The sequence below is a fragment of the Erwinia endophytica genome, from assembly GCF_009295515.1.
Classification (GTDB): Bacteria; Pseudomonadota; Gammaproteobacteria; order Enterobacterales; family Enterobacteriaceae; genus Erwinia; species Erwinia endophytica.
On sequence record NZ_RQVV01000015.1, the window covers coordinates 62,302 to 75,904 of the forward strand.

Below are 13,603 nucleotides of genomic sequence, written 5' to 3' on the forward strand. Positions count from 1 at the left end.
TAAATAACGTGTCATTTATTGGCCAGACAGGGTGCTATCCATACTCCTGCTGCTGCCATAGTCGTCAATATATTGATAGTGAATGTTGTTTTTTGTTGTCAGGTTATTTATTCCAGATACAGTAAATGTTTGTTCTCCCCCAGGGGCGACCATATTTCCTCTGACGCTGGTATGTTTTTTCCCTGAGTTGTCTTCTAAATCAACACTGGCGACATTCACATGGTATGGCGAGTTATTATGTGCCGTTAGTGTGGATGTATTGCCATTACGCCGCCAGACCAGCGCTTTGGCAGCATTATCCGCGCCTTCCGCAGTTAATCCATCAGGGCGATAAAATATTTTAATGCGACTTCTTATCGCCATTTGTAATTTATTTTTATTGGCTAGTGCCTTATTTTGTGGCGGCACATCAAGAACGTTTAGCCAAAATACAGATTCTTTGTCAGCGGGTAAATTCTCACCCGTATAAATCAGACGCAGTGTTTGCCCTTTATGTGCCTCCATCCTGAAAACAGGAGGCGTCAGAATAAACGGCACCTGTATTTTATCCAGTGGCTGATTAGGATCCCCGCTGTCAATCCAGGTTTGTACCAGCGCAGGTTTATTACTTTTATTATCAAGACGAACCGTCACTTCTTTTTCTTTCGCGGGATAAATAACGCGTGTACCGATGATAGTCACGCTTGCCGACGCTGGAATAGCAACGCACATCGCCATTAATATACTGAATAATCTGGAGATGAATTTTTTATTCATAGTTACAAACACGACCAGTGTCCATGATTAAAAAAAGACGAGGGATCACTGCTGATCCCCCGCCTTGTTTTATTAGATGTACTCGATTGAATAGGTTACTGAAGTAGAAACAGTACCTGCACCCGCAGCGCCAGTCGCGTAATATTCAGCAGAGTAAGCCAGGGTGGCAGAACCACTACTCAGTGATTCTGCTACTGGTGATGTAGACTGGTCAGAGCTACCGATATTAATAACGGTGCCACTGCTGTCCTTCAACTGTACATCAACGTTAGTTGCAGTACCGTTGTTGGTCAGTCTGCCAGTAGTCGTATCAACGTTTGCACCACTTTCGAAGTAGGCATAAGCAGATGCGGTGAGGTTAGTACAAGAAGACAGATCAATAGTAAAGCTGGTAGCACCCGCAGTGGTACCAGTAGAATCCAGTGAGCCTGTGGAGAGCGTAGGCAGAGTTACGGTAGCATCGGCGCTACCGGTGCTGTTTACACCAACGTCACAAGTTGCGCTTGTCAGTTCACCATTGAAGGTGATTGTGCCATCAGACGCTACTGCGTTTGCAGATACAGTTGCCAGAATACCCGCAGCAACCAGAGACGAAATTAATGCGCTTTTCATAATACCATCCTTTGATATTGAACAATTAATTTGTAGCGCTGTCAGGGGCGCCAATCCTTTATCACAGAAAACAAACCATCCAGGGTTATTCTCTGTAATTCTGCACGGAATTAAGCGAAAAGAGTACTCAGTGCAACAGTTGCTACAGCTAACACCGAAACAAGGCCTATTCCGAAAACTTCACCGCTAACAGGCGTTGCTTCCGGAATATCATCCGGACGCACCCAGTCAGCGTTACTTGATGAGCTGCTGCTTGTTAAGTCTTTAAAAAAATCCATAATCAACGTAGTTAGTGAACCACCACTAACAGATTTAATTTCTGATGTTTTTAATTCACGCATTGTTATTCCCTGTACTTGCTGTGCCGTAATAATATAATTCTATTATGCGGTGACAACAGCGGCAGTAGGATCAAGATTATTTTCGACGATTTCATTAAACCATGCGACCGTGGTATCCCAGTCATTAATTAAGCCATAAAGTGCGCCATCAATAAGACCAACAACCGCACCGACAATCAGGCCGACACCGCCAGCAATAATACCGGCACCAAGAATACCGCCAGTACTACCCCCACTCATAGCCCACTTCAAACCAAATTCAGTGATACCTGCTATCGCGCCAATAAATGCCGCACCGATAGAAGAGAAGAACCCTGCTCCGGAAACGTGCTCAATTTCTACAAACGTTAATTCTCTCATGATTACCTCCTCAAAGAACAGACTAAATACACTCCAATAGCGGTAGGAATACTAGGGTTTGTACACATTCTTTTAAATAGTAAACAGTCCATTATTTTTTATTTTTATTACTATAACCATTAACTATAAGTAGATGTTAATCTCTGTTTTTATGTTGTTGTGTTATGTTAGTGTTTTGTGTCTTAGGAAGGCGCTTTGAGAGGGAAAGGAGTGTTAGAAGTCGGGGTCACTTGCCAATACAGAAACTTGAAAAGATACGGCCCAGCAAGTCGTCAGAGGTGAATTCACCCGTTATTTCGCTCAGACTTTGCTGTGCGGCACGCAGTTCTTCCGCCAGCAGTTCGCCAGCCTGGGCATCCAGTAACTGATCTTTACCCTGGATTAAGTGAGTGAATGCCAACTCTAAAGCCTGCAGATGACGGCGACGGGCAAGAAAGCCGCCTTCCATGTTACTGACATAGCCCATGCTCGCTTTGAGATGACTGCGTAGTAGCTCAATACCTGCACCGGTACGAGCGGACAGACGGATCAGTGAGTGGCCCCCCACTTCTGTCAGGCCCAGCATTTCCCCCGTCACATCCGCTTTATTACGCACCACCGTTATCGGTAGTGCCGCGGGAAGACGAGCGATAAAGTCTGGCCAGATGGCGGTGGGTTCGGTGGCATCAGTGGTGGTGCCATCGACCATAAACAACACCCGGTCAGCCTGCTCAATCTCGCGCCATGCGCGCTCAATACCCATTCGTTCGACTTCGTCACTGGCTTCCCGTAGCCCGGCGGTATCGATGATATGCAGTGGCATGCCGTCGATATGGATATGCTCACGCAACACGTCACGCGTGGTGCCAGCGATATCCGTCACGATGGCGGCTTCACGCCCAGCCAGTGCATTCAGCAGACTGGATTTACCGGCATTGGGACGACCGGCGATCACGACTTTCATCCCTTCACGCAGCAGGCTGCCCTGGCGAGCTTCAGCACGGACAGCGTCGAGATCAGCGATCACCTGGTTCAGTTGGGCTTCAATTTTGCCGTCCGACAGGAAGTCGATCTCCTCATCTGGAAAGTCAATCGCTGCTTCCACATAGATTCGCAAGTTAGTGAGTGCTTCCACCAGAGTGTTTATTCGCAGTGAAAAAGCCCCCTGTAGGGAGTTCAGCGCTGAACGGGCTGCCTGCTCGGAACTGGCATCAATCAAGTCGGCAATCGCTTCTGCCTGGGCCAAATCCAGCTTATCGTTCAGAAAAGCTCGTTCGGAGAATTCACCCGGGCGGGCGATCCGTACACCTGGAATAGCCACAATGCGTTTGAGCAGCAGGTCGAGGATTACCGGGCCGCCATGCCCTTGTAGCTCCAGCACATCTTCGCCGGTAAAAGAGTGTGGGCCGGGGAACCACAGCGCGATCCCTTGATCCAGTACGTTGTTGTCCGCATCACAAAAGGGTAAATAATCGGCGTAGCGGGGTTTGGGGAGTTTGCCCAGCACGGCCTGAGCCACTTCAGCGGCTTGCGGACCGGATACCCGTAGAATGCCGACCCCGCCTCGTCCTGGCGGGGTCGCCTGGGCGACGATGGTCTCGCTATGATTCATATTCAACCCTCTTGTTAAGGCAAAAAATTAAGGCGGTCAAATGAACGCCTTAATATATACCCGTCAAATTGCACGCCACAGTGACACGGGCTGCCATTTAATGCCGATTAAGCTTTCTTCTTGTCGCGGCTGTGTAAACCACGTTTTTCCAGGCCGCGATAAATGAGCTGCTGCTGGATGATGGTAACCAGGTTACTGACGATGTAATACAGCACCAGACCAGACGGGAACCACAGGAAGAACACCGTGAAGATAACAGGCATGAAGGTCATGAGCTTCTGCTGCATCGGGTCAGCCACGGTGGTTGGCGACATCTTCTGAATGAAAAACATCGTCATGCCCATCAGGATAGGCAGGATGTAGTATGGGTCTTGCGCAGAAAGATCATGGATCCACAGGGCAAACGGCGCATGACGCAGCTCAACAGATCCCATCAGCATGTAGTAAAGGGCCAGGAAGATCGGCATCTGGATAACCAGCGGCAGACAGCCCCCCAATGGGTTCACTTTTTCAGCCTTGTACAGCGCCATCATTTCCTGGCTCATCCGCTGTTTATCATCACCCAGACGCTCACGCATGGCCTGAATCTTTGGCTGTAACATGCGCATTTTCGCCATGGAGGTGTACTGCGCTTTGGTCAGCGGGTACATGATGCCACGCACGATAAAGGTGATGATGATGATGGAGAAGCCCCAGTTACCGATAAAGCTGTGGATGAATTTCAACAGCTTAAACAGCGGCTGAGAGATAAACCACAGCCAGCCGTAATCCACGGTCAGGTCAAGATGAGGTGCAATGGCTGCCATCTTATCCTGAATTTCCGGGCCGACCCACAGTGTGGCAGACAGATTCTGCTGAGAGCCTGGCGCGACAGATACCGGGCTGGATTTGTAGCCGATAGCCACAATACCGTTACCCAGGTTATTGGTATACAGCGTGTTGGTACCGTTAGTATGTGGAATCCATGCGGTAGCAAAATACTGCTGGAGCATGGCGACCCAGCCATTATTGGTCGTGACATTCAGGTTGTCGTTATCGCTGATTTTGTCGAATTTGTACTTCTCGTAGTTACTCTCACTGCTGGAGTAAGCCGCACCACGGAAAGTGTGCAACGCAAAATTATTGCTGCTGGTATCACGATGCTTAGGTAGATCGGCCGTCTGCTTCAGCTGACCAAACATTGCCACTTCCAGTGGTTGCTGGGTGGTGTTGTTGACCAGATAATCCACGGTAATTGCATATTCACCGCGTTTCAGGATAAACGTCTTGGTGTAGGTTGCGCCGTTTTCCGCCGTATAAGTCAGGGGGATACGCAGTTCGCTCTGACCGTCCGCCAGCTTAAAGGTATCCTGAGTGGTGGTAAACAAAGGACGGGCGCCATTGGCTGGATTATCCGGACCGTTGCGTCCCGTCAGACCGCTCTGTGCCTGATATAAAAAGTCTGATGTGGTTTCCAGCAGTTGGAAAGGTTGTTCGGAACCCAGTTTATCCGGGTGAGCCAGCAACTGTGCCTGCTCAATATCGCCACCGCGGGTGTTGATCTGTAAAGACAGTACATCTGTCTTGACGGTGATCGTTTTACCCTGACCGCTGGCAGGTACGCCCTGGTTGGCTACATCACCGGCGGCGCTGGTCGTGTTTTGCGTGGTCTGGGTTTGCTGTGGCTGCGGAGCATGGTCCGTTTGCCAGGCTTGCCAGATCATAAAAGACACGAACAGAAAAGCGATGAGAAAAAGATTGCGTTGCGAATCCATCGTTAATGTTCTCTGTTATCGTTGGTTTTTGGCGGTACCGGATCGTCGCCACCTGGGTTCAAAGGATGGCATTTTAATACGCGTTTCATCGTCAACCAACCGCCTTTTATCATGCCAAACCTGTGCAACGCCTCAATACTGTATTGCGAACAGGTTGGATGAAAGCGGCAGTGGGGTCCCAGGAGTGGGCTGATGGCGCGTTGGTAAACGCGAATCAGCCCAATCAGGAACCGCGAGCCAGGCGACAATGACGACGCCATATTTTCTCCAACGCTTCCGTCAGCGCACGATTATCCAGGTCGGCCACCCCTTTTTTCGCGACCACCACAAAGTCCATAGCGGGAAGCTTATGTTGACGCAGGCGGAAACTTTCGCGGGTCAATCGCTTGATCCGGTTACGTTCATGCGCACGTCTAACATTCTTTTTGGCTACGGTAAGACCGATACGGGGATGCCCCAGCGAGTTCAGGCGGCCGAGAATGGTGATTTGCGGCGTACCGGCTCTTTGCGGCTGCTGGAAGACGAAAGTGAAATGAGCGGGAGTTAACAAGCGTAACTCCCTGGGAAATGCGAGCTTAACCACTCAGCGGCTAGCTTTTATTACTTAGAAACGGTCAGACGTGAACGGCCTTTAGCACGACGACGTGCCAGAACCTGACGACCATTTTTTGTTGCCATACGAGCACGGAAACCGTGTGAACGGTTACGCTTCAGTACGGACGGTTGAAAAGTGCGTTTCATGGCGATTTCTACCTAAACTTGGAAAATTTCACTGGGTGACGCGTTTGATGGTCCGAAAACTGACCGACGCCTCAGTGTATCTTTAATAAAGAGGCGGGATTGTAATAATTGTACAACCCGGAGTCAATTTACTTCGCGTTTAAAGCCGCGCCTGAATGTCCCGTTCGACCGCAAAACCAGCCGGTACGGGCCAGAGCGCAACACGCCGGGGCGGGAATTATACGGGGTCTGCATTAAAGCGCAAGGATCACGGTGGATCTTCTGGCGATCCTGTTGCATAGATTTTGCGCTCACAACGTGATGTTAGCTCAAAATTTCACCGAATGCAGACGATCCTGAATATCTATGTCAGCGCGATGGCGTAAACTATCCTCGCTGTCTTTGGCCTGTGGATAAATTGGATCAAAATTGGCTAGAAAGTGGAGATCTCTGCTGCGCTTTGCGCTATGATCCGCCCTTCCGTTAGCGATCCTCTGGGTCAATCAGCGGCGGAAAAACCGTGGACAGCGGTTCGTATGTGCGTTATCTGCATGCGTCAACAATGATGAATTTATCGCTTCAGCGTCTTTTTTCTTATCGAATTTTTTCGAGTGGAGTCCGCCGTGTCACTTACGCTTTGGCAACAGTGTCTTGCCCGTTTGCAGGATGAATTACCTGCCACAGAATTTAGCATGTGGATACGTCCATTACAGGCTGAATTGAACGACAATACGCTGGCCTTGTATGCACCAAATCGCTTTGTGCTCGATTGGGTCCGTGATAAATATCTGAACAATATTAACGGCTTGCTAAATGATTTCTGTGGGGTCGATGCGCCTTTATTGCGTTTTGAGGTAGGCAGCAAACCGGTTACCCGACAGATCAGTCAGCCGGTAATGGCCAGTGTCAACGCCAATACTCCGGCGTCCGGCACGCGTCCGGCGCCTGCGCGTCCCAGTTGGGATAGTATGCCAGCTCCGGCGGAGCTTTCTTACCGTTCGAACGTCAACACGAAGCACAACTTTGACAACTTTGTTGAAGGTAAGTCGAACCAACTGGCTCGCGCCGCTGCACGTCAGGTCGCGGATAATCCTGGCGGCGCTTATAACCCTTTGTTTCTTTACGGCGGCACAGGGCTGGGTAAAACCCACTTGTTGCATGCGGTAGGGAACGGCATTATGGCACGTAAGCCGAACGCCAAAGTGGTGTATATGCACTCAGAACGTTTTGTGCAGGACATGGTCAAGGCGCTGCAGAACAATGCCATTGAGGAATTTAAGCGTTATTACCGCTCGGTGGACGCCTTGCTTATCGATGACATTCAGTTCTTTGCCAATAAGGAACGATCCCAGGAAGAGTTTTTTCACACGTTCAATGCGTTACTGGAAGGTAATCAGCAGATCATTCTGACCTCGGATCGTTATCCAAAAGAGATCAACGGCGTTGAGGATCGTCTTAAATCGCGCTTTGGTTGGGGATTGACGGTGGCTATCGAACCGCCGGAACTGGAAACCCGCGTCGCCATTCTGATGAAGAAAGCCGATGAAAATGACATCCGTCTGCCGGGCGAAGTGGCGTTCTTTATCGCCAAGCGTCTGCGCTCCAACGTGCGTGAGCTCGAAGGTGCGCTGAATCGTGTCATCGCCAATGCCAATTTTACAGGCCGGGCAATCACCATTGATTTTGTGCGTGAAGCGCTGCGCGATCTGCTGGCGTTGCAGGAAAAGCTGGTGACCATCGACAATATCCAAAAGACGGTTGCCGAGTACTATAAGATCAAAGTGGCTGATTTGCTCTCCAAGCGCCGTTCTCGTTCCGTGGCCCGTCCGCGACAGATGGCGATGGCGCTGGCTAAGGAGCTGACCAACCACAGTTTGCCGGAAATCGGTGATGCTTTCGGGGGTCGTGACCATACCACGGTGCTTCATGCCTGTCGTAAAATCGAGCAGTTGCGTGAAGAAAGTCACGATATTAAAGAAGATTTCTCAAATTTAATCAGAACATTATCTTCCTGACGCTATGAAATTTATTGTAGAACGCGAGCATTTACTCAAACCGTTACAGCAGGTCAGTAGCCCTCTGGGTGGTCGCCCGACATTACCGATCCTCGGCAATCTGCTGTTACAGGTTAACGAAGGCAGCCTGCTGTTGACCGGGACCGATTTAGAAATGGAAATGGTCGCCCGCGTGGCGCTGACGCAGGAGCATGAACCGGGCGCTACCACCGTGCCGGCCCGCAAATTTTTTGATATTTGTCGAGGCTTGCCGGAAGGGGCTGAGATTACGGTGATTCTGGAAGGCGAGAGAATGCTGGTGCGCTCCGGTCGCAGCCGTTTTTCGCTTTCCACACTGCCGGCCAGCGATTTCCCAAACCTGGACGACTGGCAGAGTGAAGTGGAATTCACGTTGCCGCAAGCGACCATGAAGCGCTTGATTGAAGCGACACAGTTCTCAATGGCCCATCAGGACGTGCGTTATTACCTTAACGGCATGTTGTTTGAAACCGAAGGGGAAGAGTTGCGTACCGTGGCGACAGATGGTCACCGTCTGGCCGTGTGCTCAATGCCCGTGGGGCAGTCACTGCCGAATCATTCGGTTATTGTACCGCGTAAGGGTGTGATTGAGTTGGTGCGCCTGTTGGATGGCGGTGATACGCCACTACAGGTACAGATCGGCAGCAACAATATTCGTGCGCATGTTGGCGATTTTATCTTCACCTCGAAACTGGTTGATGGTCGTTTTCCTGATTATCGCCGTGTATTACCAAAAAATCCGGACAAAATGTTGGATGCAGGTTGTGATCTGTTAAAGCAGGCGTTTGCCCGGGCTGCGATTCTATCCAATGAGAAATTCCGCGGTGTTCGTCTCTATATCAGTGAAAATCAGCTAAAAATTACCGCTAACAACCCGGAACAGGAAGAAGCGGAAGAGATACTGGACGTGACGTATGCTGGCACTGATCTGGAAATCGGTTTTAACGTCAGTTATGTGTTGGATGTGTTGAACGCGCTGAAGTGTGAGAATGTCCGGTTACTACTGACGGACTCGGTCTCCAGTGTGCAGATAGAAGACGCAGCCAGCCAGTCGGCTGCCTATGTCGTTATGCCAATGCGCCTGTAGTAAAGCGTCGTTAACGTTCTGGCCTGGTGTAAAAACACGTGCCGTTTTATCTGATTCACTGTTCGTGGAATGATTTCACTTATGGCTTTAACCCGCCTGCTTATCAAAGACTTTCGCAATATTGAAAATGCGGATCTGGTTCTGGCCCCCGGTTTTAACTTTCTGGTCGGGGCAAACGGCAGCGGAAAAACCAGTGTGCTTGAGGCCATCTATACCCTGGGGCATGGCCGCGCTTTCCGCAGTTTGATGGTGGGAAGGGTTATCCGTCACGATCAAGATGCCTTTGTGTTGCATGGCCGTATTGAAGGTGCAGAACGGGAAGTCTCGGTGGGTTTGACCAAAAATCGTGCCGGGGACAGCAAGGTACGCATTGACGGTAGCGACAGCCATAAAGTCGCGGAACTGGCCCAGATGTTGCCGATGCAGTTGATCACGCCGGAAGGGTTTACCCTGCTGAACGGCGGTCCAAAATATCGCCGAGCCTATATCGACTGGGGATGTTTCCATAATGAACCGGGGTTTTTCACCGCCTGGGGTAATCTCCGGCGTCTGCTTAAGCAGCGCAATGCGGCATTACGTCAGGTCTCACGTTATCAGCAGATTCGTGCATGGGATCAGGAGCTGGCGCCTCTGGCCGAACAGATAAGCGCATGGCGGGCTGCCTACAGTGAGGCGATCGCTGAGGATATCATTGCCACTTGCGCGCTGTTCTTACCGGAGTTTGAGCTGAGCTTCTCTTTCCAGCGAGGGTGGGACAAAGAGACGGAGTATAGCGAGCAACTGGAGCGCCAGTTTGAGCGTGACAGAATGCTGACTTATACCGCCAGCGGCCCGCACAAGGCTGATTTTCGTATTCGTGCCGATGGCACTCCGGTAGAAGATTTACTGTCACGCGGCCAGTTAAAGCTGTTGATGTGCGCCCTGAGACTGGCGCAGGGTGAATTTCTTACCCGACAGAACGGGCGACGCTGCCTGTATCTGATAGATGATTTTGCCTCTGAGCTGGATGAAACGCGTCGCCGACTGCTGGCTGATCGCCTGAAAGCCACTCATGCCCAGGTTTTTGTCAGCGCTATCGGTGCCGAGCACGTGTTCGACATGGCTGACGAAAAGGGCAAGATGTTCCACGTAGAACAGGGTAAAATAGCCGTTCAACCTGAAGATTAAACGAGCGAGAAACGTTGATGTCGAATTCTTATGACTCCTCAAGTATCAAAGTTCTAAAAGGGCTGGATGCGGTACGCAAGCGCCCGGGTATGTATATCGGCGATACGGATGACGGTACTGGTCTGCATCATATGGTATTCGAGGTCGTGGATAACGCTATCGACGAAGCGCTTGCGGGTCACTGCAAAGAAATTTTAGTTACTATTCATGCAGATAACTCGGTATCTGTGCAGGATGATGGCCGGGGTATTCCGACGGGTATCCATGAAGAAGAAGGGATTTCCGCGGCGGAAGTGATCATGACCGTGCTGCATGCTGGCGGGAAGTTTGATGATAACTCGTATAAAGTATCCGGTGGTCTGCATGGCGTAGGAGTCTCGGTGGTTAACGCTTTGTCAGAAAAACTGGAGCTGACCATTCGTCGCGAAGGCAAAGTTCATCATCAGATCTACGTTCACGGCGTGCCCCAGTCTCCGTTAAGCGTCACTGGTGAAACAGATCTGACTGGAACGCGCGTGCGCTTCTGGCCAAGCCATGAAACGTTTACCAACGTCACCGATTTCGAGTATGAAATTCTGGCCAAGCGCTTGCGTGAACTGTCGTTCCTGAATTCCGGAGTCTCGATTAGGCTGGAAGATAAGCGTGACGGTAAGCAAGATCACTACCACTATGAAGGGGGGATCAAGGCGTTTGTTGAGTATCTGAACCGCAACAAAACCCCGATTCATCCTAACGTTTTTTACTTCTCTACCGAGAAAGACGGCATCGGCGTGGAAGTGGCGTTGCAGTGGAACGACGGTTTCCAGGAAAACATTTACTGCTTCACCAACAATATCCCTCAGCGTGATGGTGGTACTCACCTGGCTGGTTTCCGTGCCGCGATGACCCGTACTCTGAACGCCTACATGGATAAAGAAGGCTACAGTAAAAAAGCCAAGGTCAGCGCGACCGGTGATGATGCGCGTGAAGGTTTGATCGCGGTTGTGTCGGTGAAAGTGCCCGACCCTAAATTCTCTTCGCAGACCAAAGACAAGCTGGTTTCTTCCGAAGTTAAATCTGCGGTTGAGCAGCAGATGAATGAGTTGCTGGCAGAGTACCTGCTGGAAAATCCAGGCGATGCGAAGATTGTGGTCGGGAAAATTATCGATGCGGCCCGTGCCCGTGAAGCGGCCCGCCGTGCGCGTGAAATGACCCGCCGTAAAGGTGCGCTGGACCTGGCGGGTCTGCCGGGCAAACTGGCAGATTGCCAGGAGCGTGATCCCGCGTTGTCTGAAATCTACCTGGTGGAGGGTGACTCTGCGGGGGGATCAGCCAAGCAAGGGCGTAACCGTAAAAATCAGGCCATTCTGCCGCTGAAAGGGAAAATCCTTAACGTGGAGAAGGCGCGTTTCGACAAGATGCTTGCCTCGCAGGAAGTGGCTACATTGATCACCGCGCTGGGCTGCGGTATTGGTCGCGACGAATATAACCCGGATAAGTTGCGTTACCACAGTATCATCATCATGACTGATGCGGACGTCGATGGTTCACACATCCGTACTCTGTTGCTGACTTTCTTCTACCGTCAGATGCCGGAAATTATCGAACGTGGTCACGTCTATATCGCTCAGCCGCCGTTGTACAAAGTGAAAAAAGGCAAGCAAGAGCAGTACATCAAAGACGATGATGCGATGGATCAGTATCAGATTTCCATTGCGCTGGATGGTGCGACGTTGCACACCAACGCCGAAGCGCCTGCGCTGGGCGGCGAACCATTGGAAACCCTGGTGGCGGAATTTAACAGCACCCGTAAAATGATCAAACGTATGGAGCGTCGTTATCCGGTCGCTTTGCTGAATGCGTTGATCTATCACCCAACACTCAGCGATATGGCGGTGCAAGCGCCGGTGCAGAGTTGGATTGATGGTCTGGTCACCTTACTGAACGAAAATGAGCAGCATGGTAGTTCTTACTCGGGGCTGGTGCGTGAAAACCGTGAACTACACATTTTCGAGCCAGTGGTACGTATCAAAACGCATGGCGTGGATACCGATTATCCGCTGGACAGCGAGTTCGTGATGGGTGGGGAATATCGTAAGATCTGTACGCTGGGCGAGAAACTGCGCGGCCTGCTCGAGGAAGACGCCTTTATTGAGCGCGGCGAGCGCCGGCAGCCAATTGACTCTTTCGAGCAGGCGGTGGACTGGCTGGTGAAAGAGTCTCGTCGTGGCCTGTCGGTACAGCGTTATAAGGGGCTGGGTGAGATGAATCCAGATCAGTTATGGGAAACCACCATGGATCCGGATAGCCGCCGCATGTTACGCGTTACAGTAAAAGACGCTATTGCAGCCGATCAGCTGTTTACAACCCTGATGGGGGATGCGGTTGAGCCTCGCCGTGCATTTATCGAAGAAAACGCCCTGAAAGCGGCGAATATCGATATCTGACACAGGTTTTCTCTTCTCCACGCAGAAAGGCAGATCGTTGGATCTGCCTTTCTCTTTCTGCCTTCTGCGTTTAGCGCTGGATTATGCCTGTCAGGGTGTATTGATAAAACTCGCTGTTATTTTTCATCCCTAACTTGCGCATAATTGCCCGCTTATGGGTACTGATGGTTTTAACACTCAGGCTGGTCAGACGAGAGATATCGGTTAACGATAGCCCCTCGCGGGTGTATTGCACCACCATTGCCTGTTGCTTGCTGAGTATGACGTCCTGCGCGTGACTTTTCCAGGGTGTTCCTGCTGAGAAAGGAGGGGTACAGGTCGGGTTTCCACGGTTGAAAAACTGCTGTAACTCTGCCGCAGCCTGCTGTTTTTCCAGCCGTAGCTGATGCCGCTGAAAATTGTTCCCCTCCCCAGATGTCATCGTCAGCGAAACATGGCGGCAATTTACAGACGGTTTTTTTACATGGTGCCGGGATGTTCTGCAGGACGCCCATCCGTTGGTACAAATATCGGCAATGATGATATCAGGTGTGAGTAACGATCGACTTTCATCACCGATCAGGAAAACAGGATGATGATTAAAACTGGGTAGCCATGCCTGATTAATCAAGTTAATCGTACCGGTGATAAAAAAGCTGTCTTTGCTTTCGATAAGAATGTTCATATTATTCCTCCATGAATGTTGCCGCTACTGATACTGGCTGGAATCATTATCCTGAAATACCCCGGTGGATGATCCTGCCACACCTTCCTGGT

General features: G+C 50.7%; 14 protein-coding genes. 4 read left to right on the top strand and 10 right to left on the bottom strand.

Annotated elements, in window-relative coordinates; translation table 11 throughout:
* Positions 1–15 precede the first annotated feature (15 nt).
* The 9 genes from EH228_RS05590 to rpmH form a co-directional block, all read right to left on the bottom strand.
* Positions 16–756, bottom strand: coding sequence for a fimbrial biogenesis chaperone (locus tag EH228_RS05590; protein ID WP_240116232.1), 741 nt, complete (start codon positions 754–756; stop codon positions 16–18).
* 72 nt (positions 757–828) lie between these two features.
* Complete coding sequence (locus tag EH228_RS05595; protein ID WP_193323279.1) at positions 829–1,368, bottom strand: fimbrial protein; 540 nt, start codon at positions 1,366–1,368, stop codon at positions 829–831.
* Positions 1,369–1,478: 110 nt separating this feature from the next.
* A complete protein-coding gene (locus tag EH228_RS05600) occupies positions 1,479–1,709 on the bottom strand; it encodes a hypothetical protein (RefSeq protein WP_152320696.1) in 231 nt (76 codons plus the stop codon).
* A gap of 42 nt (positions 1,710–1,751) precedes the next feature.
* Positions 1,752–2,069: a hypothetical protein gene (locus tag EH228_RS05605; RefSeq protein WP_152320697.1), complete on the bottom strand. Its 318-nt coding sequence runs from the start codon at positions 2,067–2,069 to the stop codon at positions 1,752–1,754.
* Positions 2,070–2,295: 226 nt separating this feature from the next.
* On the bottom strand, positions 2,296–3,660 hold the full coding sequence (gene mnmE / locus EH228_RS05610) for a tRNA uridine-5-carboxymethylaminomethyl(34) synthesis GTPase MnmE (protein ID WP_152320698.1): 1,365 nt from the start codon (positions 3,658–3,660) through the stop codon (positions 2,296–2,298).
* 107 nt (positions 3,661–3,767) lie between these two features.
* Complete coding sequence (gene yidC, locus EH228_RS05615) at positions 3,768–5,414, bottom strand: membrane protein insertase YidC (protein WP_152320699.1); 1,647 nt, start codon at positions 5,412–5,414, stop codon at positions 3,768–3,770.
* 2 nt (positions 5,415–5,416) lie between these two features.
* The gene (gene yidD / locus EH228_RS05620) at positions 5,417–5,674 is read right to left on the bottom strand and encodes a membrane protein insertion efficiency factor YidD (protein ID WP_152320700.1); all 258 of its coding nucleotides are present in this window, start codon (positions 5,672–5,674) and stop codon (positions 5,417–5,419) included.
* Positions 5,638–5,997 (bottom strand): ribonuclease P protein component, encoded by a 360-nt coding sequence (gene rnpA / locus EH228_RS05625; protein WP_152320701.1) that lies wholly within the window; start codon positions 5,995–5,997, stop codon positions 5,638–5,640. Before rnpA ends, yidD begins: the two co-directional genes overlap by 37 nt.
* A gap of 17 nt (positions 5,998–6,014) precedes the next feature.
* Positions 6,015–6,155 (bottom strand): 50S ribosomal protein L34, encoded by a 141-nt coding sequence (rpmH, locus tag EH228_RS05630; protein WP_003849659.1) that lies wholly within the window; start codon positions 6,153–6,155, stop codon positions 6,015–6,017.
* Positions 6,156–6,757: 602 nt separating this feature from the next.
* On the opposite strand from rpmH, the gene dnaA reads away from it, so the two are divergent.
* The 4 genes from dnaA (at position 6,758) to gyrB (ending at position 12,847) form a co-directional block, all read left to right on the top strand.
* Entirely contained in the window at positions 6,758–8,149 is a 1,392-nt protein-coding gene (dnaA, locus tag EH228_RS05635) for a chromosomal replication initiator protein DnaA (protein ID WP_152320702.1), read from the top strand.
* Between the two features lie 4 nt (positions 8,150–8,153).
* Complete coding sequence (dnaN, locus tag EH228_RS05640; RefSeq protein ID WP_152320703.1) at positions 8,154–9,254, top strand: DNA polymerase III subunit beta; 1,101 nt, start codon at positions 8,154–8,156, stop codon at positions 9,252–9,254.
* A gap of 81 nt (positions 9,255–9,335) precedes the next feature.
* On the top strand, positions 9,336–10,421 hold the full coding sequence (gene recF / locus EH228_RS05645; RefSeq protein ID WP_152320704.1) for a DNA replication/repair protein RecF: 1,086 nt from the start codon (positions 9,336–9,338) through the stop codon (positions 10,419–10,421).
* A 17-nt stretch (positions 10,422–10,438) separates the two neighbouring features.
* Positions 10,439–12,847 (top strand): DNA topoisomerase (ATP-hydrolyzing) subunit B, encoded by a 2,409-nt coding sequence (gene gyrB, locus EH228_RS05650; RefSeq protein ID WP_152320705.1) that lies wholly within the window; start codon positions 10,439–10,441, stop codon positions 12,845–12,847.
* Positions 12,848–12,917: 70 nt separating this feature from the next.
* Here the strand turns inward: gyrB and EH228_RS05655 are convergent, their stop codons facing one another.
* On the bottom strand, positions 12,918–13,511 hold the full coding sequence (locus EH228_RS05655; protein ID WP_152320706.1) for a response regulator transcription factor: 594 nt from the start codon (positions 13,509–13,511) through the stop codon (positions 12,918–12,920).
* Positions 13,512–13,603 lie beyond the last annotated feature (92 nt).

What these genes read in the sequence shown, in the direction of transcription:
- EH228_RS05590 (WP_240116232.1), bottom strand. Translation starts at nt 756, where the DNA reads ATGAATAAAAAATTCATCTCCAGATTATTCAGTATATTAATGGCGATG.
- EH228_RS05595 (WP_193323279.1), bottom strand. Translation starts at nt 1,368, where the DNA reads ATGAAAAGCGCATTAATTTCGTCTCTGGTTGCTGCGGGTATTCTGGCA.
- EH228_RS05600 (WP_152320696.1), bottom strand. Translation starts at nt 1,709, where the DNA reads ATGCGTGAATTAAAAACATCAGAAATTAAATCTGTTAGTGGTGGTTCA.
- EH228_RS05605 (WP_152320697.1), bottom strand. Translation starts at nt 2,069, where the DNA reads ATGAGAGAATTAACGTTTGTAGAAATTGAGCACGTTTCCGGAGCAGGG.
- mnmE (WP_152320698.1), bottom strand. Translation starts at nt 3,660, where the DNA reads ATGAATCATAGCGAGACCATCGTCGCCCAGGCGACCCCGCCAGGACGA.
- yidC (WP_152320699.1), bottom strand. Translation starts at nt 5,414, where the DNA reads ATGGATTCGCAACGCAATCTTTTTCTCATCGCTTTTCTGTTCGTGTCT.
- yidD (WP_152320700.1), bottom strand. Translation starts at nt 5,674, where the DNA reads ATGGCGTCGTCATTGTCGCCTGGCTCGCGGTTCCTGATTGGGCTGATT.
- rpmH (WP_003849659.1), bottom strand. Translation starts at nt 6,155, where the DNA reads ATGAAACGCACTTTTCAACCGTCCGTACTGAAGCGTAACCGTTCACAC.
- dnaN (WP_152320703.1), top strand. Translation starts at nt 8,154, where the DNA reads ATGAAATTTATTGTAGAACGCGAGCATTTACTCAAACCGTTACAGCAG.
- recF (WP_152320704.1), top strand. Translation starts at nt 9,336, where the DNA reads ATGGCTTTAACCCGCCTGCTTATCAAAGACTTTCGCAATATTGAAAAT.
- gyrB (WP_152320705.1), top strand. Translation starts at nt 10,439, where the DNA reads ATGTCGAATTCTTATGACTCCTCAAGTATCAAAGTTCTAAAAGGGCTG.
- EH228_RS05655 (WP_152320706.1), bottom strand. Translation starts at nt 13,511, where the DNA reads ATGAACATTCTTATCGAAAGCAAAGACAGCTTTTTTATCACCGGTACG.